Consider the following 22,515-nt stretch of genomic DNA (forward strand, 5'->3'; position numbering starts at 1 on the left):
CAATCGCCGGTACAATACCGACAACTGGCTGCTTAATAAGGTGTTTTTTACTTGTCTCAAAAAAGATAGTCAGTGCCATCAATATTTTGTTGGCTTTTTTCCGTATATATATTACTCATGTTGAATTGTCATAAATGTGTGATGCACAGGCACCGATTAAATGGCACGAATTAAATAATGGCAATTCCGAAAACTGTGTTATTCTATATGGAAGCAATCTAGTAACTTTTTACAAGTGTTGTTATTCCATTTGAAAGGGAGCGACCATCATGACATTTCCCGAATTACAAACAGACCGGCTGTATCTTGTAGAGGTCAATAAGGAGCATGCCCAGGGGGTATTTGATAACTTTTCTAATCCTGCGGTTCTCCAATATTACGGAATGGATCCGATGACTGAATTGGTGCAGGCGGAAAAGCTGGTTGAGCGTTTTAAGAGTAGTTTTTTAACAGGTCACAGCGTGCGTTGGGCTATGATTCGGAAGGAGGACAACCGTTTCATGGGGACAATCGGTTTGAATAACCTTTCGAAAGGAATGAAACGGGCGGAAATCGGATTTGAGATCCATCCGGATTTTTGGCGAACCGGCATTACATCAGAGGCGTTGAAGGCGGTATTGCATTATTCATTCAAAGAGCTGGGCTTGCACCGAATGGGAGCTGTCACGTTCTTGGACAATGTGGCTTCTATCAATTTATTAGAAAAGCATGGGTTTGAGCAAGAAGGAATCCTACGTAGCTATCTCTTCCAAAATGGACAATCGCATGATGCACGAGTGTTTTCGGTGTTGAAAAATCAATGACTGTAAGGTGGGGGCCGTTTGAAAACATTTTTTGCGTACAATTGGCAAGTGAGAGAGGATTGGTATCGCTGGTGTGAAGAGGTGGAGGAGGAAGATCTACTTCGAACGCGAACTGGTGGGGTAGGCAGCATTTTAGAGACGCTGTTCCACATTATTGATGTGGAGTGGAGCTGGATTCGGATGTTGCAAGGAAAGCCGGATTTTCAAGAGAACTTTGAAGACTTTAAGAGTCTGCAGCGAATCCGGGAGCTGGATGCGCAGTTCAAGCCGGAAGTGGAGGCGTTTGTCCGGAATTGGGAGGAGAGCATGGAGCATAACCTACTACAGGAGACAATGCCGGATGGCCGGATTGTGGCAGATGCTTGGGGTGAGGTCATGCGGCATATAATTGCGCATGAAATTCACCATATCGGGCAGCTGTCAGTGTGGGCGAGGGAGATTGGGAAGAAGCCGGTTTCCGCTAATGTGATTGGTCGAGAGTTAATTACGCATAGGGTTAATGATAACTGAATTGTCGAAGGTGTTCGGGCGCCTGTGTATCACACTACTCAGATTATACACTTCAATTGAATAAAACAAATGAAGAAGCCATCCATGATCGGCTTCTTTTTGTGTATTTATAACTCTAAGTGAATTGTCATAAATATGTGGTGCACAGGCACCGGGCTGGTACCTTATTGAATTGAAATTCTAGGTTTTTTATTCCGGAGCTAGGTACTACAATGGTAGGGGACTTTATTAGGGAGTGGGGTGATGGGATGTTCAAGATAAGGAAGGAGCAACTGTTCAGCGTTCTAAAGGTGTTGTTTCCGCTCGTCTTACTAGCTTTGGCGGCTTTTGAAATTCGACAGGCGGTATCTGGTGTAGATCTACCAACGCTTTGGATGGAGGTAAATCAATTACAGCCATGGAAGCTCTTGCTCATCTTGGTCGTTTCATTTTTCGCAATCGCTCCTATGCTTTACTATGATGTCGTTCTTGTGAAGGTATTGGGGATTAACATGAAGACACGGAGCGTCTTACAAAATTCATTCATTGCCAACACGTTTTCCAACCTGATCGGGTTTGGCGGTCTAGTCGGCGTCATGCTGCGCAGTTATTTTTATTCGAAATATAGGATTGAAAAAGAAGGCGTATTGAAAAGCATTGCTTCCGTCACTTTGTTTTATTTGACGGGGATTTCCGTATTGGCGTGGATTATTGCTTTCTTCTATCGAGATTTTCCGTTATTGCAAGAAACAAAATGGCTCTTCATTGCTGTTGGAGCGGTGAGTCTATATTTTCCGGTTTTCATTGGCATTTTCATTGCACGCTTTCGGAAATCGGGTTCCCCTCAGATAAATGCAACCATGGCTGTTCAACTAGTCATCGCTTCTCTGTGTGAATGGATTTGCGTCTTTTTAGTAATCTGGTTTTTAACATCATTATTGAATATTCCAATCGGTCTATCGGTTCTGATTCCTATTTTTATAATCGCTGCCTGTACAGGGATTGCGAGTATGATCCCCGGCGGTCTTGGTTCCTTTGACGTCGTTTTCCTATGGGGGACGCAGAGCTTTGGAATCGCCGACGAAAAGGTGCTATTCCTGCTCATTTTGTATCGTATGGGTTATTTCATCCTCCCGTTCCTCTACTCATCCCTATTATTTTTCAAAGAGTATCGGTAGCGGTAGCATGTGTCAGAATTGTTTGGGTGCCTGTGCAGGACACTATTCAGATAATACACTACAATTGCATAAAGTAAATGAAGAAGCCAACCATATCAACGTTTGGTTGGCTTCCTGGTGAATTTATATTCGTTTTAATGAATTGTCATAAATGTGTGGTGCACAGGCACCAACTATTATACTGTTGGTGCGGGAGCGCCGAACGCTGCCCATTCCTCTCGTGCGGGACCGTATACGCCGATTACGCGTAGTCCGGCTTGGCGCATGAGGACTGTCATTTGGCCGCGATGGTGTGTTTGGTGAGCTGTTAAAATACCGAGTACTGTACCGACTGACCATTGTTCTCCATACATCTCTTTTACCTCTGCAAGTGATTCGTCCGTCCATTGTTCTTTAATTGCGGCAACCATCGCCTCATTGGAAGTGCGGTAGGCTTCAGCAATTTCAGCTGCAGTTTCCGGAACGGGCAAATTGTGATCTGTTGCCTCGAACTCAAGACCTGTGCGCGACATCATTTCACCGAGTGTCGTCACGATATGCCAAGCGATGCGACCGAGCGTGCGGTCTTCGGGAGTAACCTCTGTACGCAGTGATTCATCCGTTAATGTATCGAGTAATTTCTGCGTGGAATTACTTTCATGTCCCCAATGAATAAGAAAATCTTCAATTGTCGTAAACATTTTAATATCCCCCTTTTTTTCAACTTCCTTCACTTATTCGTGAAATGAAGGTCGAACTCCTTCATTTGGTTTCTGTAATAGGCAGGAATTGTTAGTATTAGTGCAGAAGATACATTCATAAGGAGTCGATCGATGACAAGGTAATGAAAATAAGATAGAAGGGAGGTGTGCAAATTGGCGGAGAAATTGAGGCACGTGAGCAGGCTGTTGTTAGGTGTCATTTTTCTAGTCGCGGGAATTAACGGCTACTTTGTCATCTTCGGGTTGGAGCCATTCATCGCAACGAGTCCCGAAGCAATGGCATTATTCGAATTCAAATATCTATTAATCGCAGAAAAATCATTAGAAATCATATGTGGAATCCTGCTCTTAACGAATCAATTCGTCCCATTGGCCATTGCAATATTAGCCCCAATCGTCGCCAATATCTTCTTACTCCATCTGTTCCTCGATCATTCATTGCTTCTTCTAGCCATCCTACTTGTCCTTGCCTTTGGATATTTATTGTTCTCATGCAGAAAAAACTTTATAGGAATACTTGAAAGGCAACCGAAATCCTCTTAGAAGTTTTTAGAATATTTCCGGTGCCTGTGAAGAACACAATTCAGATAATACACTACAATTGCATAAAGTAATTAAAGAAGTCATTTACATCAACATTCGGTTAGTTCCAATATGCAACTATATAATTCCTAATGAATTGTCATAAATGTGTGCTGCACAGGCACCTGTTTTCCGAGGAGGAGAAAACAATGCTTTTTTTAAAGAGACTGACTGCATATTGGCTGGATTGCACGCTCATCGCATTCTTATTGATCGGATTCCAATGGGCACTCTATCGCGCGACGGATGGATTTCCTTTCAATCATTTCGAAAAGGGCTATCAAATCGAGCTTTGGGTGCTTCTCACTTTTTCATTGCCAGTTTGGTTATATTTCATTCTCAGTGAAATGTACAAACAAAGAACAATCGGCAAAAAGTTGTTGAAATTAACCATCTCAACCGACCGCGAAACAAAAATCAGTTGGAAACAAGCCCTTATCAGAACAGCCGTCAAGCTGTTGCCATGGGAGTTGACACATCTCATTGTTCTCTTCCCGAAGCCATGGTGGGGGATTGAAGAACCAGAAAACTTCTTCCACATCTTCATCCCAAACGGCCTACTCGTTTTCTATATCGTGTTTTTCGCTTGGACAAAAGGAACGAAAGGGTTTCATGATCAATTGGCGCGGACGCGGGTGAAGGAGCTGGCTAAGTGAAAGCGGTGAATCTAACAGGTGCGCTGCAAGGGGACCGGTCTACAGAAACAGGATTTACAGCTACACATGAAGGGATGAAGATGAAATTGAGATGAAAACAAGGGGGGGAACTTGATGTACGGAATCATTCTGTCACTCGCCATTCTCATCGCACTGCCGCTATTTTTCATTGCAACGCTGTGGAAAACTGCTTTTAAAAGCAGATTGGAATGGCTATTGGATGCGTTAACGTCAATTATGTTTCTAACTTGGTTGTTCCAGTCTGGCCACTGGCATTTGATCGGCTATTTTTTCCGTTATGTTTGGATCGGCCTGCTCATTATCGCACTCGTCATATCTTGGAGAAAAACACGCGACTTGCCATTCCGGACGACGAACACAGAGAAACAGAAAATGACGATCGGTGTCTATGTTGTACTTCTCCTCATATTCGGCCTTTGTAATACATTCGTATTTACAAGTTATTCGGTCAAAGAAGAGGCGATCGAGCTGGCATTCCCGCTCAAACAAGGTACGTACTATGTCGGCCATGGCGGAAATAATGTGCAAATGAATTATCACAACGAATATGAGGATCAAAAATATTCATTAGACGTCTTGAAATTGACGAAACTCGGAACACGCGCAAACGGGCTCTACCCGAAAGACCTGCCGAAATACGCAATTTATGGCGATGAACTTTTCAGCCCGTGCAACGGAAAAGTTGTGGAAACGAGGAACCACCTGCCGGACTTGACACCATCCGAATCAGATTCAGAACATCCGGAAGGGAACTACGTCGCCCTTGTCTGCGAACAGCACGAAGCTACGCTTTTCCTAGCACATATGCAAGAAGGCAGTGTTGTTGTGGCGGAAGAGGATGAGGTGGAAATGGGTCAACTGCTTGGTAGGGTCGGCAACTCCGGAAATACAACCGAGCCTCATTTGCATATCCACGCGGAGCTAAACGGGGTAGGGGTGCCTCTAATATTCAATGATAGATTTTTAGTGAGGAATAGTTTAATTAAGACGGGAAAATGAACTTTCCCATATACAGCAGATCTTATGAGAAAGGAAGAATTACATGTATATCCCAAAATACTTTAAGGTCACAGATGTTAATGAAATCTTGAGTTTCGTACAAGAGAATTCATTTGGCACGATTGTCACGACGAAAAAAGGGAAACCGGTTGCGACGCATTTGCCTTTCGGGTTCACGAAACATGAAGAGGATCTCTATATTACCGGGCATATGGCGTATGGCAATCCGCAATGGCGAACATTCGAAGAGACTGATGATGTTCTCGTCATGTTTCAAGGGCCGCATGCTTATATTTCTTCTTCCTGGTATTCTCATGAAAATGTGCCGACGTGGAATTATCAGGCGGTCCATATGTATGGCAAAGCAAGCATTCAAACTAGGGAAGAATTGATCAAAGACTTAACAGCAATGCTTGAGAAATACGAGGGCATACGCGAAAATCCCGTGCTATGGGAAACGCTTTCGCCCAAGTTTCTTGAAAGTGAACTGAAAGGCATCGTCGGATTTAAAATAAAAGTAGAGGAGATTCAGGCTGCCTATAAATTAAGCCAGAATCGCAATGAAACGGATTATCATAACATCATTGAGCAATTGCGAAATGAAGGAAATCCACAGTCGAAACAACTGGCGGAACGGATGGAAAAGAGGTGAACTCTGGCGTAGATAGATAGACCTTAACATGGAAATGAACATTCATTTTCATTCCGCTCCATTTCCGTTATAATAGTACAGTTGAAGACAAGTGCAAGCCGTTTAAAAAGCGGCCGTTTAATAGATAAAGGAAATTATGAAAGGAGAATCATCGATTGACCGTTACAATAGAAGAAAAAATGGTTGCGGAAATCGACCACTTGGACAGAAAAGGAAATGGACAAGCGGTCATTTGGCGTGAGAATGAACTGGGCAACCTAAAAAAGTTGAAGCTCGTCATTCCGCAGACATTACCGGGAGAGACCGTACAAGTTACGGTGGATGATCCGACTATGAGATGGAGGAAGGTATTACCTGAAGAAATCTTGGTCGAAAATCCGGACCGCATGGAGGCGCCTTGTCCGCATTTCGAGCTTTGTGGCGGCTGTGTGTGGCAACATTGGAGTTATGAAGGCCAGCTGAAGCATAAGACGGAAAATGTGAAAAAGGCGTTGGAAAGCGTCGGAATGAATCCGGATCTCGTCCAGGAAACGATTGGCATGGACGAACCTTGGCATTACCGCAATAAAATGGAATTCACCTTCTCTCCTGAAGGGGAACTCGGCTTGCATGAGCAAGGGAATTTCCGTAACATCATCCCGCTTGAAACATGCCTGATCGCCGGCCGGAATATGGTCGATGCGACGATGGAAGTGAGCGAATGGGTGAAGGAGTTCGGCCTTCCGGGCTACAATAAAGATACGAAGGAAGGGCTTCTCCGTCACTTAATGGTCCGGGAGTCTTTTGAAACCGGCGAACTCATGCTTGCATTATTTGCGACAGAACAGCCTGCCGATGAATTGGCGGCGGCTGCGGAGAATTTGATTGACCGGATCACGAACAATTATCCGAACGTGAAAAGCTTAATGTGGATCGTGAATACGGATATAGCGGACCGCACGCAATCCGAAGAGACTTTCGTGTTGGCGGGTCGTGACTTCATTTACGATGAATTGGGCGGCTATCGTTACCGCCTATGGTTCGATACGTTCTTCCAGACGAACCCTGTCCAAGCGCAAAAGCTCGTCGACCTTGCGCTGGAGATGGGCAAGCCGCAGGAAGACGAAAAAATGATTGACCTGTTTTGTGGTGTCGGGACATTTTCATTGCCATTTGCCGCGCGCGTGAAGGAATTGGCCGGCATTGAGATCGTCGAGACATCGATTGAATCTGCAAAACGGAACGCGGTTGACAATAACCTGCATAACACGACGTTCCTTGCTCGCGATGCGCGTAAAGGAATCGATGAAATACATGAAAGCTGGGGCTTGGCGGACCTGTTAGTAGTTGACCCGCCACGCTGCGGTGCTGGCGGTAAAGTGATGCGCCGAATCGGCCGCGCCCAACCGAAGCGGATCGTCTACGTCTCGTGCAACCCGGACACATTCGCAACGGATACAGCTGAGCTACTCCAATTCGGCTACACACTTCAAAGCGTGCAGCCGGTCGACCTCTTCCCACACACCGTGCATGTGGAACTCGTCGCGTTGTTGACGTTGGATTGATTATTGAGGAAGGAACTGCCGCTGAGAGTCGGAACATGACTTTCAGTGGTGGTTCTTTTTTTATTGTCAGGAAGGCCTGCCCAAAGCAAATCCCCCAGCTGGCTTTCCTATTCATTCACTCAAACGTAATTTCAACTTCTCCAATATGTGAATACGTTACCTTATATGTTCCTTCCTTCGCCACGAGCGGAGAAATAAATGTACCGGAAGAGATGACCATGCCTTCCTGCAACACTTTATTTTTCATTGCTAGTTTCTCAGATAACCACGCGACAGATGATACGGGATTGCCGAGCACGGCGGAAGACATGCCTTCACTGATCTTTTCACCGTTATGAAACAGCTCCATTTCAACATGTTCAAATTGATTGAATGTCAACGGTTCGATCGGGTCGGCTAAGACGACAAGTCCAGTGGCGGTATTGTCGCACAGCAAGTCCGCCAAAGAGAAGTTCGGGAACCAGTCGATATAACGGGCATCCGGAATTTCGATGCCGGCACACACTTTGCTTTTCTGAATGATTTCCTCTTCACTTGCATTCGGTGACAAGTCCTCTTGCAAAATGAACATGATCTCCGGTTCAATTAACGGGTCAAACAAAGAAGAAAGCGGAATCGTATCACCGCTATATTGAATATGGGTGGATAGCAACGTGCCGTATGCCGGCTCATTCGTATTGGCGATTGCTTGCGTTTCGGCGCTCGTCATGCTGACCTTATAGCCAGCAATTTCAGCGTTATGTAAAATCGCTTGTTTCATTACTAGCTGCTCCTGCACGAAATAGGCGGTATCCTCGTCCAACTTATAATCGTGGCGGATAAATTCAATCGGCTGTTTCGTTTTGTGTGCGTGACTTATTTTGCTCACAATTTCATCCATCTTAATCATCGAAAAAACACCCCATTTCGAATTTTGTAAAAACAAATGTACTATATTTTTAGACTTTAGTAAAGATGACGACAATTCAGCTCGAGGGGAACTTGTGTTGATGACAGGCATCTAAATAGTTCAGTCTGTTATAATGAGAACGATTTTACCTGACATTTTATTGAGGAGAACAACATATGCATACATTGAAACAACAATGGTTCGGGAATATCCGGGCCGATATTTTAGCAGGAATCGTCGTAGGACTGGCACTCATTCCTGAAGCGCTCGCGTTCGCGTTCATCGTAGGAGTGGATCCGCGTGTCGCGCTCTATGCTTCATTTACAATTGCGGTCATCACTTCGTTTGTCGGCGGCCGTCCAGGTTTGATTTCCGCGGCAACCGGTGCGATGGCGTTAGTGCTCGTCAACTTGATGGCGGATCATGGCTTGCAGTACGTGTTGGCAGCCACCGTATTAACAGGAATTATTCAATTGATTCTCGGGGGACTCGGGGTTGCGAATTTAATGCGCTTCATCCCGAACTCCGTCATGCTCGGGTTCGTGAATGCGCTTGGCATTATGATCTTCATCACTCAGCTGCCCTATTTACGGGGACATGATGCAATGACGTTTGTTTTTGCAATCGCGACATTAGTATTGGTATACGCGGTTCCGCGTTTCTTCACGGCTATCCCCGCGCCACTCATTGCGATTGTCGTCATGACAGGCATTGCACTTATAAATGGCGTATCGATGCAAACGATCGGTGATCTAGGAAGGATGCCAAGTTCACTGCCGACGTTTTTCCTTCCGGATATTCCGCTTAACTTGGAAACACTCAAAATCATCTTCCCGTATTCATTGGCGTTATCGATCGTCGGCTTGCTGGAATCATTGCTCACTTCCCAAGTGTTGGATGATATGACCGATACGCCGAGCGATAAAAATCGGGAGGCGCGTGGACAAGGGATCGCGAACTTCATCACCGGCTTTTTCGGCGGGATGGCAGGATGTGCGTTGATTGGCCAATCGATGATCAATATCAAATCGGGCGGCCGCGGACGTCTGTCCACTTTCACAGCGGGCGTCTTCCTCATGTTTTTGATCATTGTGTTGGGAGACGTCGTCGTCAAAATCCCGATGCCAGTGCTTGCCGGTGTCATGATCATGGTTGCCGCGACAACATTCAACTGGGGCTCATTCAAGTTCCTGAAGCAAGCGCCTAAAACGGAATCAATTGTCATGCTCATCACCGTCGCAATCATTTTATATACGCATAACTTGGCAATCGGCGTTGTTGTCGGTGTCATCCTGAGCTCGCTATTCTTCGTCGCCAAAATTTCCCGCGTGACTGTGACGAACGACGCAGGTCTATACAAAGTAAAAGGGCCGTTGTTTTTCGCATCCACAACGAAATTCATCCAAGCATTTCGCGACGTTCAGGAAAAGGACATCATTATCGACTTTGCAGATAGCCAGCTTTGGGACGAATCTTCTGTCGGGGCTGTCGCCAAAGTGAAGCAGAAGCTCGAAGAAGAAGGAGTGTCGGTGACAATCCGAGGTTTCAATTCTTCAAGTGAACAACTATATGAAAAATTACTTTGAGGGAAAGGGAGGAAACACATGAAAATAGGTGTAGCAATCGACGGGTCGGAAAATGCGCTGCGTGCTGCAAAACATGCCATTACGCTTGCACAACATTTACCGGAAGCGCAATTGGAGTTCATCTATGTCGCGGATTACAATAAAGCAAAAGACGAACGTCTCTTATCGCAAAACGAAGAAAGCCTCCTGCTGAAACGAAAGCATAAAGTCGATCCTGTTCTGGAGTTGGCGCATACGGCTGGCGTGAAAGCGAACATGACGATGCTCAAAGGGGACCCGAGCCAGGAAATCATCAAATACGTCAATGCCAAAGCGATCGACCAACTCGTCATCGGCAGCAGAGGCCTAAATGCATTCCAAGAAATGATCCTCGGCAGCGTCAGCCATAAAGTGATGAAACACGTCGACTGTCCAGTGACAGTCGTAAAATAGGGTGTCCGCCCATTTTGGTGCCTGTGCAGCACACTATTCAGACTATACACTACAATTGCATATAGGGAAAACATAAACCTTATAGATATCATGTTTACCGATGTCTTCTTTGTATAACTAGTCATTTCGATGAATAGTCATAATTGGTTGCTGCACAGGTACCAACACAATTCTGACTATACGTTAAAATTGCATAAAATAATTGAAGAAGCCAACCGTATCAACATTAGGAAGGCTTCTTTGTGTATATAAATGACTTATCTTGAATTGTTATAACTGTGTGGTGCACAGGCACTTGATTTAACGCTGTTTGATTTTTTCTAGGGTAGTTGCGATACTTTATCTAAAGATAGTTCGAATGTTAACTGGATGAATGGAGGATTGCCATGAAGCTGGATCGTTTGCGTCAGTCATTTGGAGAGCTTGCAAGATTTACAGACGAAGGGGAAGGCATTAATCGGCTGGCCTACACCGAGGCCGAGAGGAATGCCCGCGATTATCTGATCAAGCAGTTGGAACTTGCGGGGCTGATAGTGCGTACCGACTACGCAGGAAATGTCATTGCCCGACGGGAGGGGCGTTCACCTGACCTGCCGGTTGTCGCGACCGGCTCGCATATCGACTCCGTCTATGCTGCGGGTGAATTTGACGGGACGGCGGGCGTCCTTGTTGCACTTGAAGTGATGCGGTCTCTGGCGGATGAAGATGTGGTGACAGAGCACCCGCTTGAAGTCATCATTTATGCTTGCGAGGAGTCTGCTCGCTTCGGTGCATCGACCCTTGGAAGCAAAGCGATGTCGGGCCGTCTCGATCCGGCGTACACGCGGTCGCTCACTGACAAGAACGGAATCACGCTCATGCAGGCATTTGAAGAAAACGGTCTCGATTTGGAAGAGGTCCATTTGGCAAGGCGCTTTCATGATGAAATCAAAGCGTTTGTCGAGCTGCATGTCGAACAGGGCCCCGTGCTCGAAAAGCAGGGGAAGGCGATTGGCATCGTCTCCGCCATTGCCGCGCCAATCCGTTTTCATGTACATGTCGGAGGGACAGCGGATCATTCCGGCACGACGCCGATGGATTACCGTCATGATGCATTGCTTGGAGGCGCGGAAATCGCCCTTTCCGTCGAAAAGGCAGCATTAGCAGAACTTGAGCATGGCACGGTCGGCACAGTCGGCGTCTTCTCCATACAACCGGGTGCGATGAATGTAGTACCGGGTTCCGCTGATTTGTACGTCGACATTCGGGGAACGAACCGTGAATCACGCCAGCGAGTTGTCGTTGCACTCGAAACAGCGGTCAAAGGCGTGGCGAAAGAACGCGCCCTGAACATATGGATGGACAAGATTTCAGAGGAAGAACCTGTTCAGATGGACAGCGCACTCGTTGCCGAACTAAAAGCAATCTGCGAAGAAAGAGGAGTGGCGTGGCTCGAAATGCCAAGTGGTGCAGGACATGATGCCATGAATATGGCAACGCTCTGTCCGACTGGCATGATCTTCGTCCCCTCAAAAGACGGACTGAGCCATAACCCAGCCGAGTACACATCAATGGAACAGTTGATGGAAGGGGCGGAAGTATTGCGCGCTTTTATGTTAAAGCAAGCGAGTGTAGTGTAAGTATACTTTTTTTTGATGAGGAATCGGGCGGTCTTGGTGCAACACCAGGCGGTTCAGGCATGACATCAGGCGGTCATGGTACGACATCGGGCGGTTCAGGCGTGATATCGAGCGGTTATGGTACGATATTGAGCGGTTCAGGCGTGATATCAGGCGGTCATGGTGCGACATCAGTCGGTTCGGCCGAGTAATCATGCGGTCTCGATGCGTTCTAGGAAAAAGTCTTGAAGATAAAAAAGGCATCTATTCCCACGATGGGGAGATGCCTTTTTGCATTTAGGTACATCAAGCAAAAATCTTGAAAGTCAAAGAAGGTCAGTGTATAATAAAGTTATAAGTCAAAGATAGTCAATGTCAGTTTTAATATAAATGAATGAAAACTATAAGGAGGAAATGGCTTATGAAATGTCAACATTGTGGTAAAAACGAAGCGACAGTGAGCCTTCGCCTACATGTGAATCAACAACGTATGCAAATGCAAATGTGTCATACATGTTTTCAACAGATTCAAGGACAATTGAATGCAGGCAAGATGCCGTCATATGGCCATGATGCCAATCAATTTTTCCAAGCGAACGGCCAGCCATTCGCACAAACGCAAGTTAGAGAAGTCGATGAAAACCATGAGAACGGCTTGTTGGACCAACTCGGGAAAAACCTTTCGAACGATGCCGAGGAAGGACAAATCGACCCGGTCATCGGCCGCGACAATGAAGTGAAACGCGTCATCGAGACGTTAAATAGACGAAACAAAAACAACCCGGTGCTCATCGGTGAGCCGGGTGTCGGTAAGACAGCGATTGCAGAAGGGCTTGCAGTGAAAATCCATGAAGGCGATGTCCCTTCAAAACTGCTGAACAAACAAGTTTATGTGTTAGACGTCGCTTCACTTGTGACGAACACAGGTATCCGCGGTCAATTTGAAGAGCGGATGAAGCAATTGATCGAGGAGATCGAAAGCCGGAAAGATGTCGTTGTGTTCATCGATGAAATCCATCTTCTCGTCGGTGCAGGTTCAGCGGAAGGCTCCAAAATGGATGCCGGGAATATCCTAAAACCAGCATTGGCACGGGGCAGCATGCAGCTCATCGGGGCGACGACGTTGAAAGAATACCGTCAAATTGAAAAAGATGCGGCACTCGAACGACGCTTCCAGCCGATCATCGTCAAAGAGCCTTCTACGGAAGACGCGATCGCAATCTTGAATGGCATTAAAGACCGTTATGAAGCTTTCCATGAAGTGCGTTATTCGGATGAAGCGATCCGAGCATTCGTCACATTGTCCCAACGCTATATCCAAGACCGATTCTTGCCGGACAAAGCAATTGATCTGATGGATGAAGTCGGAGCACGCTTGAATCTGAAACATTCTTCAGCAGACGCGGATGCAATCGAAAAACGGATAGAAGATGTCGTCCAGCAAAAAGAACAAGCTGCGGAAATGGAAGACTATGAAAAGGCGGCAACTTTACGCCAAGAAGAAATGCAATTACGTCAACAACTAGAAGACGCCGAAAAAGGCGAAGCATCTCTCTATGAAGTGACGGTTGAAGATATCGAGGAAATCGTAGAAGAAAAAACAGGCATTCCGGTGACGAAACTGCAAGCATCGGAACAAGCGAAAATGAAAGACCTTGCAGAAAATCTACGGAAAAAAGTAATTGGACAAGAAGAAGCGGCCGACAAGGTTGCTAAAGCAATCCGCCGAAGCCGTGCAGGGTTGAAATCAAAAACGCGTCCAATCGGATCTTTCCTATTCGTCGGTCCAACAGGTGTCGGTAAAACGGAAATTACAAAAGTGTTGGCGGAAGAACTATTCGGTTCCCGTGACACGCTCATTCGCCTCGATATGAGTGAATACATGGAGAAGCATGCCGTGTCTAAAATCATCGGCTCACCTCCAGGTTACGTAGGGCACGAAGAAGCGGGCCAATTAACGGAACAAGTCCGCCGCAATCCGTATTCGATTTTGCTATTCGACGAAATCGAAAAAGCGCACCCGGACGTTCAACATATGTTCCTTCAAATCATGGAAGACGGCCGACTAACGGATTCGCACGGACGAACAGTCAGCTTCAAAGACACGGTCATCATTATGACAAGCAACGCCGGAACAGGGGAGAAAAAGATCAATGTCGGGTTCAATCAAACCGCACATGAATCCGTCTCCATGCTAGAGTCTCTCGGGGACTACTTCAAACCTGAATTCCTCAACCGTTTCGATGCCATCGTATCGTTCAACGAATTGACAGAAGACAACCTACTCGAAATTGTCGACTTGATGCTCGTCGATTTGGAAGAAGCGATTGAAGAAAACGATATCGAGATCTCCATCTCGCCTGAAGCGAAACGGGAATTGGTGAAGCTCGGCTACGACAAACGTTTCGGAGCACGACCACTTCGCAGAGTTATCCAAGACAAAATCGAAGATCCATTGACAGATCTCATTTTGGAAGAAGATGATATTGAAAAAGTCCATGTAGACGTTGTGGATGAAGAGATTGTTGTAAGTAAAGCGTAATGGCGTCTAATGCCGATTGAGCTTGCATAGATCTACTTGCATCGATGCAATAACAAAGTAAAACCCCTTCATAGCCGTGAAAAGCTTGAAGGGGTTTTGCTGTTGTTACAAACCGTCCCGGTCTCGAAAAAGTTTCATCATGGGGTAATCTCCCATATACCGGTCAAAAGGGGCCGTTTATATACTTTTACACTAATTCTAACGACTGATCTTCAGACGCCTTTTCGAGCATACGCATGGTTGTTTTGCGGATCAACAAAGGCAAAACTCCGAATGAGTAAGGTTTATAGACACGTTCCGTCCATTTATGGCCGTCTTTTCCGTAGACACCCATATTTACGGATGGGATATTCAATTTTTGAATGGTATGGAATGGAATTGTGTAAATGTTGTCCCATTCCGGCAAATTGTGAACAAGTGGTGCCAGTTCTTCCTCTGCCTCATGGATCGATAGAAAACTGCCATCTGCCAAATAAGGGAAGAATTTTTTTAACTCAAAACACTCGTCTGTCAGTTCACCCATTTCTTCCAGCACTTCCGCAATGGAAGATTGGATCTTTTTATCACGTGATACATCCGTCTTCAAATAATTATGCGGAAGGAACGGCGGTGCGAAGAATAAAATGACCCGAGCTTTTTTTTCAGGATCGGCTTCCTGCAAGGCGCTGACGATAGAGAAACTAACATCTCGTAAATCGCCAGACTTCTTTGCAAGCGCTTCGTCGATAATCGATTTCACATTGACGCCACGCTGAATCAAATATTGTAAGTACTTATCATAAGTAGTCACGTCAATTTCCCATGACAAATCTCGGGAAGGCAATCCGGTAAACTCGATATATTCTTCAAACTGTTGCTGCAAGTAACGCTCGGTTTCCTCACATGCCTCTCTAGCTTCATGCAACAATTTCCCGAGTATTTGCTCGGGAGTATCTTCATAAACGAAATAGTTGAAGTAAAGATGACTGCTAATCGCCGTTTGAACCGTATAAAGCTCTTTCGTGTCGCGTTGTTGTAGACAAGTCGGCGGCAGAACAAGCTCCCCGGGAATTTTTTCCGCAAGGGCATATCGGTTATGGATCCGTTCCGTCAATTTGGCAGCAATGAAATTCGGATCAATACCTGATAGTGTGTCACCAACATGTACTTCTTTACCGTAAATATGGAAGCAAGGAAGGATCTTGCCTGCGGCTCCCGTGTAAATATATCGGTTTGAATCGCCGTCATACAATGGAGTGATGAAATCAGTATTGATAGCGGTGACAAAATCAAGACCCTGTTCCGCTTGGAGTCGATTTAATTCGGAAAGGGCACCGATAATGCCACGGTGTTCGCTTTCTTCATCCCCATTGCATAGGAGGAGTACATTACCGGTCAGTTCTTCTGGATGTTCTGTAAAGTATAGAGTATTCGCAATATGGACAGCTGCACCACTTTTCATGTCCACAGAGCCGCGTCCGAACATCCAATCGCCTGAAAGTGCCTCCTGTTGGATTACTGGATCATTTTCATATCCACGGAAAAAATCTTCCATTGCATCCGTAGAAAAAGCATCCTTTTTCAAGGGTCCGAAATCTTCGACAGCAACCGTATCAATATGAGAATGGTATAAGACGGTTTGCTTCGAGAGTTTTTCGCCTTTTACTAAAGCGAAGACATTTTGACGGCCGATTGGATCACCTTCAATTGTCTGGAGCCAGAGATGGTCGGGATGTTCTTCGAAATATGGGAATGATCGAAGTATCCGATAGATCTCCTGAACAATCTCCACCTCACCAAGTGTCCCGTTAATGCTATTGATGCTTACCAAATGACGAGTCAACATCTCGACCTGTTGTGATAATTCCAAATTTTTTAGCTGATTGTACATATCTCTTGCCTCCTTAATTGATTCATTTTTTTCGTTCGATCGGATAGAGATTCATAAAATAGTCGTTTGTAATTTCTTTCACTTTACCGCTCAAGAATAGAACAGCGATGACGTTCGGGATGACAACAAAAGCGAGCAATAAATCGAGGAACTGCCAGATGAACTGCAATCCTCCGACTGCACCGACGATAATGGCACCGATATAAATGAAGCGCATCACCTTGGAGAATGTTGTCCCGAAAAGGAACTCAGCCTGCTTTTCACCATAGTAAATGATGACGACTACTGTGGTGATGACGAATAGGAATAGCGTTGCTGAAACGATAGTCCCGGCAAGTGATGAACCGAATACTGGCACAAACGCTTCTGTCACCATGGATGAGGCATCATCCGGTGACATGGTTTTCCAGACGCCAGACGTCAAGACGACAAGGGCAGTAATTGTACAGACGACGAGTGTATCGACGATTACTTCGAACACACCCCAGAATCCTTGTTTCGCAGGATGATTCGTAATGGCTGCTGAATGGGCAATCGGCGCCGTTCCCATACCTGCTTCATTGGAATACAGCCCCCGGGCAAGGCCCCAACGAATGGCAGCCGCTACACCAGCGCCGGCAAAACCGCCCGCCGCCGACATCGGCCGGAACGCATATTCAAAAATCAGTCCGAATGCAGTTGGAAGTTCTTTTATATTTGAAACAATAACAACAAGTGCAGCAACAAGATAAATGACAACCATGAGTGGAATCAACTTCTCCGACACTTTTCCGATTGTTTTAATTCCACCGTAAGTGACCAAGACAACAAGAAGTGCAACAAGAGTGCCTGTAACAATAGGAGACAAGCCAAACGAACCTTTCATCGTTGTTGCGATGGAATTGGATTGCACCATCGTACTCGCTACAATTTCAATCATAAGTGCAAATGCAAGGAAAGAAGCGACCTTTTTCCAGCCAAGTCCTTTTCGTATGTAATACATTGGGCCGCCGACATATTCACCGACCTCGTTTTTCTCCCGATAGTGCATTCCGAGAACGACTTCCGAATACTTGGTTCCAATCCCGATAAGAGCGACAAGCCACATCCAGAAAATTGCCCCCGGTCCGCCGAGTGCGATAGCTACCGGAACTCCGACAATATTCGCTGCACCCATTGTGGAAGCAAGCGCACTTGCCGTCGCTTGGAATGGAGTCAACGTACCGTCCCCTTCACTTTTTGAAAATATCTTTCCGAAAGTCTGCTTGATAATATGCGGGAAGTAGCGGAATTGGAAAAAACCAAGACGCACCGTCAAGAAAACGCCACCTCCGATGAGAATGACCATGATCGGTATCCCCCATATGAAATTTGAAATATCCGCGATGAACTTTGTGAACCCTTCCATTTCTCCCACCCTCTCTATTTCTCTCTTTAGAAAGCGCTTTCACTTGTCGTATTGAAATTCCGCATTGTGGAATTAATTCTACATAGTGAAATGTTAATATAATTTTAGTTCTGTCATTGGGTGGATGTCAATCAATTTCTCTTTTATTTTGGAAGGGTCTGATAATTAAAGATGCGGGGCTGGTCCAATATCTGCTACAATATGGGGAAGACGGGAGGCAAACGAAGATGATTCAATCGATAGACAGGGCCATGCTCATCATCGAAGTCATGTCAGACTCACAAAAGGATAAATGGCTCGTCGCAGAATTGGCGAAGGAGACGGGACTGCCGATTAGCACGGTGTATCGGTTGTTGCAATCACTAGAGTTGCATAATCTCGTTTCGCAAATCGAACATACGAAGCAATATGAACTAGGCTATAAATGGATGGAACTGGGCTTAAAAAAATACGAGAAACTGGACATTCGTCATGTAGCTCGGCCGATTCTCGAAAAATTGGCAAAGGAAGTAGAGGAAACCGTATACCTTAATACACCGAACGATGACGTATCTATTATCATAGACCGGATTGATAGTCCGCGGAATGTACGTATCATTGATAGTATAGGTGAACGCATACCGATGAACATCGGGGCCGCTAATAAAACGATGCTGGCATATGCGCCTCCCCATATTACGGATGCCTTGCTACAAAGGCTAATTCCGGAAGAGGGGGAGCGGGAACAATTTAAGCAACAATTGCGCTCGATCAAACGAAAAGGGTTTGCAATCAGTATAGGCGAAAAAACGGAAGGGACACTAGCAGTCGGTGCGCCTATTTTTGATTTTGAAGGAACGGTGCTTGGGGCTATTAGTATCGAGGCACTCGAAATGCAAACAACTGAAGATCAATTGGATCACTTTATCGAAAAAGCAACCGAAGCTTCAGAAAAGATTTCTTCTGCGATGGGGCAAAAAAAATAACTAGCAATGCATTGAAAACGCAGGAAGTGTATAGATTCCCTGCGTTTTATTTTTTAAAATCCGGTAGAACTATTGCAGTCGATAGTCCGTATAAAATATAGTTCTGTCTGCGATAATTCCAGATGGAAAATCACGATCTTGTTTCTTTATTAAGAAGGTACAATAGCTTTCTTTGTGCTTCTTTACTTCGAATGATTTTTCTAACACGGATTGTGCTTTGTAAATAACGTCTGACATATTTATTCACAAAAAACAAACGGTGATATCTTTCATCCTCGTAGATCTTTTTAAACCAATCGTACTGATTTAACCTTTTTATATTGTGGTCAATTTTTTTCGTATGTAAAGAATCACTAGATCCAACGCTGCCGAAGATCCCTGCAATTAATTCAATAAAAAAACTAAGCATAGCTTACTCCTATCTACTTCACCTTTTAAATACTCCCGATTGTGGCTAATCCTTGTTCAAGAATTAGGACTTAATCTCCTCCAACTTTGCTAAAAACTCAGAGTGAAAGCCTGCTTGAAATACTACACACTGAATTATCTTCAGGTCTTCAGAAAAGGCAAACAGACCTTTTAAATCGATAAAAGATAGTGGGGTAAATTCAGGTCGAGGTTTTACTTCCCATGACTGGACTTCACCTATGCAAAGAAAATCATTAGAATTTCGATATTCACTCTCGGAAAAATAGTTTTCAAGGAAACCACTTGCTGAGGAATTTATGAAGTCAGTTTGAATCAGCTTTTTCCCTTTTAAAACAGTTTGTTTATAAGGAAGAGGGATTTTCAATGGAACAGGTTCCGATATGATTGTAATTAGCCTAGTTGAATAATCAGCGAGAATGGATATAACACCTCTAAAAATGTTATGGTACTGCTCAATGTCCTCACACTTTATTTCGAAAATGTTTGTAGGTGTTTCTTTTGTTTTAATACCGAAATTCACTTCTTCTTCATAGTCCTCGCTTACATTAATAAATGAAATTTCCACTATTTTTCATCCCCGTTAGCATAATCATCATAGTAAATTTAATATCCTCAATAAGCCATATACCATTAGTAGAAGCCCTAAATAAAACAAAGCTGTTAGCCCGGTAAAAGGGTCTAAAACAAAATTTAATAACTCCAACCACTTCTCCTTAACAGAATTGGCTTTCTTCAGATCGCGTATGTAAATAAGCAATGAAATGACTATGCATATCACTCCTGCAAATAAGGATAAAACCCCCAACATTCATCACGCCAATCATTAAAATATCCAATCAAAAAACGTATAAACTCCAACTGATGCAAAAATAATTATTGAAAGTATTACTGAAAGACACCCCAAAATAATCAATTTGTATGTAGGCCCTATTGGAACATCTTGTTCTTCTACTAATTTTTCTTTTACTTTATATTGACTAGATAAAAGTGCTGGGTCTACATCCAGTCCTTCTAAAAGCTCAATATCACCTTTATACTTTAATGCCCGCGCGATTTTATCCATGTCATTGCCCATGGAATTTTCAAACTCCATACACGCTTTTTTCATTTGGGGAGTCTTATTCTTTGCTAAATACCAGTATCGGCCCGCCATCGCAGGGTATTTTAATTCAAAATAAATGTCTCCCAACTTTTTACGAAGTTCTAATTCATTCGGATAGGTTGAGATTAACCCGTGCAATCGATCCCTCGCTTTTCCCAAATCATCATTTTCAATATCTTCGTCTACTCGTTTTAGCGTCATAGCGATTTTATTTTTAATAATAATTCCTTGTTCTAACAACCTTGCCTCATTCTTTATCTTTGATATTACGTCTCTCTCGTTCAACGTAAAACATTTAAAATCATAGTCAAGCCTATCAATCAGTTCACTTATTTCAATCCAAGGCGATAAATCATCTGAACTATCTAATTCAGTAGCGACAACTTGAAAAATCATATCGGCAAAATTAAAAATTTCCTGGGGATCATCAGCGTTCAGTATTTGTTTTGCCAAAAAAACAATATGGGCTCTTGCACATGTTTCAAATGTCGGTTCTATTATTGCCAATTCCTTTAATGACCGTTTAAAGTAAGACTCTATTTCAAAAATATTATCATCAAATGAACATGAGGATAGAATATTCAGGGATGGTGAGGATCTTCCGTTGCTCAATAAATCGTAAGACCAATTTACATAATCATGGGTTGTAACAGTACCTTTTTGAATTTTATAGAACAAGTGATTTGTTTCCATCTTTCACGATTCCCTTCTGCCATTCCAAAGGAACTGATAATGAAAAGTGCGCTTATTTTTCCGCTAAGAGCCCGTTAGCTAAAGTCCTTTAATTTAGCAAGAACAAAGAGCCGTCTAAGCAGCCCAGCAATCTTCAGCGAAAGCACCTGATTACTGAATAGGGGCTACTCCTTATTCAAGAATTGTGCCCTTTTTTTTGAACAACTCAAATTAGAATGGTTCGACAAGATCCGTTGCGGCTGTTTTTAAAAATTCTTCGTATGCTTCGTATTGCTCTTTTAGACGCCCATGTGCTTGTTCACGTTCTTCGGATGTTGTAGCCTCCATATAAGCATGTACAATAACAGCGTATTTTGTTTTTGCATCCATATACTCATAAAAGTATTGTTCCTTAATATGTGGTTCTAATTGTAGAGTCCCACCTGTGTAATTGAACACGTCAGCGAGCGCATTAAATAATGGCTCAAATAATTGGGCTCTTTGCGCATCATTATATTGCTCTGCTGTTTCCTGGAATGTCAGAATTCGTTCAATCGGCTTCTGTATAATCGCTAAATCCCCATAAATTGACTGCCGATAATCTTTAATTAACTGTTGCTGCTGATAAAAAATCGTGCCGACTACAATCAGTAGCAACAGTAATGCACCGATGTAAATCTTTCTCACCAACAAGACCTCCTCAATGCCAAGATGGTTCACTTATTCGAATTCACATAAGCTTGGTGTTACAAATTCCGGAAGAGTTTTTATTATATTTTCGTAAGTTGAAAAGCATCGCTGGCCCGAAAGAACGTCAATACTGTTCCCATCATAGCCAATCCAAAAAATACTCGTATCTACTTTCGGTTTGATGACTATTGTTTTTTCAATTAAACCGTCCCAATTTCCTTTCCACTTTCTTAATTCAACACTAAAAACATCCTCTTTTGTACCCCAAACCACAGTTTCTCCTCCACAACCAAGTGTAATATAAAAAGGAAAAGCTGCTAGTAGTTGCTTTCCATGTTGAATCCTTGCGACGGATATATGCTGTTCTTTACCCTCTGTTAGGTAGCGATATTCAATTTGCGCTGCACTCAAAATCTCTTCATATTCATCCTTGAAATAATTAGGTACTTCTGCACAGAAATAAAGAGGATATGCTTTTATATTTTCCATCCAACTCGGTACGAAATTTTCATCACACTCCGGTAAATAAATATCACAAAACGATACGACATAGGGAACTTCTATATCTACTGCAAACGGAAAACATCCTCCAGCATCCGGTGTGAAATCGTAGTAACTAATCGGTAAATATCCGATTGATAAATTCAAGTTTATGACCTCTTTCCGACAGTTGCCTTAAGTTAGTTGAACAAGAAAAAAGAGCTGTCTAAGCAGCCCAGTTAGCTTGG

21 protein-coding genes are annotated in these 22,515 nt (G+C 44.1%); 13 read left to right on the top strand and 8 right to left on the bottom strand.

All coding sequences use genetic code 11. From position 1 onward, the window contains the following. The first annotated feature begins 269 nt into the window (after nucleotides 1–269). The 3 genes from AB1K89_RS11860 to AB1K89_RS11870 all read left to right on the top strand — a co-directional run bounded on the left by AB1K89_RS11860 (nucleotide 270) and on the right by AB1K89_RS11870 (nucleotide 2,470). On the top strand, nucleotides 270–803 hold the full coding sequence (locus tag AB1K89_RS11860; RefSeq protein ID WP_413054926.1) for a GNAT family N-acetyltransferase: 534 nt from the start codon (nucleotides 270–272) through the stop codon (nucleotides 801–803). Nucleotides 804–821: 18 nt separating this feature from the next. Then, entirely contained in the window at nucleotides 822–1,313 is a 492-nt protein-coding gene (locus AB1K89_RS11865) for a DinB family protein (protein ID WP_413054927.1), read from the top strand. Nucleotides 1,314–1,561: 248 nt separating this feature from the next. Further along, on the top strand, nucleotides 1,562–2,470 hold the full coding sequence (locus AB1K89_RS11870; RefSeq protein ID WP_413054928.1) for a lysylphosphatidylglycerol synthase domain-containing protein: 909 nt from the start codon (nucleotides 1,562–1,564) through the stop codon (nucleotides 2,468–2,470). Nucleotides 2,471–2,646: 176 nt separating this feature from the next. Here the strand turns inward: AB1K89_RS11870 and AB1K89_RS11875 are convergent, their stop codons facing one another. Further along, nucleotides 2,647–3,150 carry a DinB family protein gene (locus AB1K89_RS11875; RefSeq protein WP_413054929.1) on the bottom strand — a complete coding sequence of 168 codons (504 nt, stop codon included), beginning with the start codon at nucleotides 3,148–3,150 and terminating at the stop codon, nucleotides 2,647–2,649. Nucleotides 3,151–3,324: 174 nt separating this feature from the next. On the opposite strand from AB1K89_RS11875, the gene AB1K89_RS11880 reads away from it, so the two are divergent. The 5 genes from AB1K89_RS11880 to rlmD all read left to right on the top strand — a co-directional run bounded on the left by AB1K89_RS11880 (nucleotide 3,325) and on the right by rlmD (nucleotide 7,625). Continuing rightward, the gene (locus AB1K89_RS11880; protein ID WP_413054930.1) at nucleotides 3,325–3,714 is read left to right on the top strand and encodes a hypothetical protein; all 390 of its coding nucleotides are present in this window, start codon (nucleotides 3,325–3,327) and stop codon (nucleotides 3,712–3,714) included. Nucleotides 3,715–3,902: 188 nt separating this feature from the next. After that, nucleotides 3,903–4,409, top strand: coding sequence for an RDD family protein (locus AB1K89_RS11885; protein ID WP_413054931.1), 507 nt, complete (start codon nucleotides 3,903–3,905; stop codon nucleotides 4,407–4,409). A gap of 114 nt (nucleotides 4,410–4,523) precedes the next feature. Next, a complete protein-coding gene (locus AB1K89_RS11890) occupies nucleotides 4,524–5,429 on the top strand; it encodes a peptidoglycan DD-metalloendopeptidase family protein (protein ID WP_413054932.1) in 906 nt (301 codons plus the stop codon). Between the two features lie 43 nt (nucleotides 5,430–5,472). After that, on the top strand, nucleotides 5,473–6,081 hold the full coding sequence (locus tag AB1K89_RS11895) for an FMN-binding negative transcriptional regulator (protein ID WP_413054933.1): 609 nt from the start codon (nucleotides 5,473–5,475) through the stop codon (nucleotides 6,079–6,081). 179 nt (nucleotides 6,082–6,260) lie between these two features. Next, nucleotides 6,261–7,625, top strand: coding sequence for a 23S rRNA (uracil(1939)-C(5))-methyltransferase RlmD (gene rlmD / locus AB1K89_RS11900; protein WP_413055101.1), 1,365 nt, complete (start codon nucleotides 6,261–6,263; stop codon nucleotides 7,623–7,625). A 115-nt stretch (nucleotides 7,626–7,740) separates the two neighbouring features. On the opposite strand, the gene AB1K89_RS11905 is transcribed toward rlmD, so the two are convergent. Further along, nucleotides 7,741–8,505 (bottom strand): 2-keto-4-pentenoate hydratase, encoded by a 765-nt coding sequence (locus AB1K89_RS11905; RefSeq protein WP_413055102.1) that lies wholly within the window; start codon nucleotides 8,503–8,505, stop codon nucleotides 7,741–7,743. 185 nt (nucleotides 8,506–8,690) lie between these two features. On the opposite strand from AB1K89_RS11905, the gene AB1K89_RS11910 reads away from it, so the two are divergent. From AB1K89_RS11910 to AB1K89_RS11925, 4 genes are all read left to right on the top strand, one after another. After that, a complete protein-coding gene (locus AB1K89_RS11910; protein ID WP_413054934.1) occupies nucleotides 8,691–10,100 on the top strand; it encodes a SulP family inorganic anion transporter in 1,410 nt (469 codons plus the stop codon). 18 nt (nucleotides 10,101–10,118) lie between these two features. Beyond that, on the top strand, nucleotides 10,119–10,532 hold the full coding sequence (locus tag AB1K89_RS11915; protein WP_413054935.1) for a universal stress protein: 414 nt from the start codon (nucleotides 10,119–10,121) through the stop codon (nucleotides 10,530–10,532). A gap of 386 nt (nucleotides 10,533–10,918) precedes the next feature. After that, entirely contained in the window at nucleotides 10,919–12,151 is a 1,233-nt protein-coding gene (locus AB1K89_RS11920) for a Zn-dependent hydrolase (protein ID WP_413054936.1), read from the top strand. A 400-nt stretch (nucleotides 12,152–12,551) separates the two neighbouring features. Next, nucleotides 12,552–14,672 carry an ATP-dependent Clp protease ATP-binding subunit gene (locus AB1K89_RS11925; RefSeq protein ID WP_413054937.1) on the top strand — a complete coding sequence of 707 codons (2,121 nt, stop codon included), beginning with the start codon at nucleotides 12,552–12,554 and terminating at the stop codon, nucleotides 14,670–14,672. A gap of 187 nt (nucleotides 14,673–14,859) precedes the next feature. Here AB1K89_RS11925 and AB1K89_RS11930 read toward each other — a convergent pair whose 3' ends face one another. Together AB1K89_RS11930 and AB1K89_RS11935 are read right to left on the bottom strand one after the other, a co-directional pair. Beyond that, a complete protein-coding gene (locus tag AB1K89_RS11930) occupies nucleotides 14,860–16,542 on the bottom strand; it encodes a M20/M25/M40 family metallo-hydrolase (protein WP_413054938.1) in 1,683 nt (560 codons plus the stop codon). 22 nt (nucleotides 16,543–16,564) lie between these two features. Then, nucleotides 16,565–17,929 carry an alanine/glycine:cation symporter family protein gene (locus AB1K89_RS11935; protein WP_413054939.1) on the bottom strand — a complete coding sequence of 455 codons (1,365 nt, stop codon included), beginning with the start codon at nucleotides 17,927–17,929 and terminating at the stop codon, nucleotides 16,565–16,567. Between the two features lie 227 nt (nucleotides 17,930–18,156). On the opposite strand from AB1K89_RS11935, the gene AB1K89_RS11940 reads away from it, so the two are divergent. After that, complete coding sequence (locus AB1K89_RS11940) at nucleotides 18,157–18,894, top strand: IclR family transcriptional regulator (RefSeq protein ID WP_413054940.1); 738 nt, start codon at nucleotides 18,157–18,159, stop codon at nucleotides 18,892–18,894. 472 nt (nucleotides 18,895–19,366) lie between these two features. Here AB1K89_RS11940 and AB1K89_RS11945 read toward each other — a convergent pair whose 3' ends face one another. The 4 genes from AB1K89_RS11945 to AB1K89_RS11960 form a co-directional block, all read right to left on the bottom strand. Next, nucleotides 19,367–19,888, bottom strand: a complete 522-nt coding sequence (locus AB1K89_RS11945; protein ID WP_413054941.1) for a hypothetical protein — start codon at nucleotides 19,886–19,888, stop codon at nucleotides 19,367–19,369. Between the two features lie 258 nt (nucleotides 19,889–20,146). After that, nucleotides 20,147–20,626, bottom strand: a complete 480-nt coding sequence (locus tag AB1K89_RS11950) for a DUF6584 family protein (RefSeq protein ID WP_413055103.1) — start codon at nucleotides 20,624–20,626, stop codon at nucleotides 20,147–20,149. Nucleotides 20,627–21,328: 702 nt separating this feature from the next. Continuing rightward, nucleotides 21,329–21,784, bottom strand: a complete 456-nt coding sequence (locus AB1K89_RS11955; RefSeq protein ID WP_413054942.1) for a hypothetical protein — start codon at nucleotides 21,782–21,784, stop codon at nucleotides 21,329–21,331. Nucleotides 21,785–21,817: 33 nt separating this feature from the next. After that, on the bottom strand, nucleotides 21,818–22,435 hold the full coding sequence (locus tag AB1K89_RS11960) for a hypothetical protein (protein ID WP_413054943.1): 618 nt from the start codon (nucleotides 22,433–22,435) through the stop codon (nucleotides 21,818–21,820). Nucleotides 22,436–22,515 lie beyond the last annotated feature (80 nt).

This window comes from Sporosarcina pasadenensis (assembly GCF_047228845.1).
In the GTDB taxonomy this organism is placed as follows: domain Bacteria; phylum Bacillota; class Bacilli; order Bacillales_A; family Planococcaceae; genus Sporosarcina.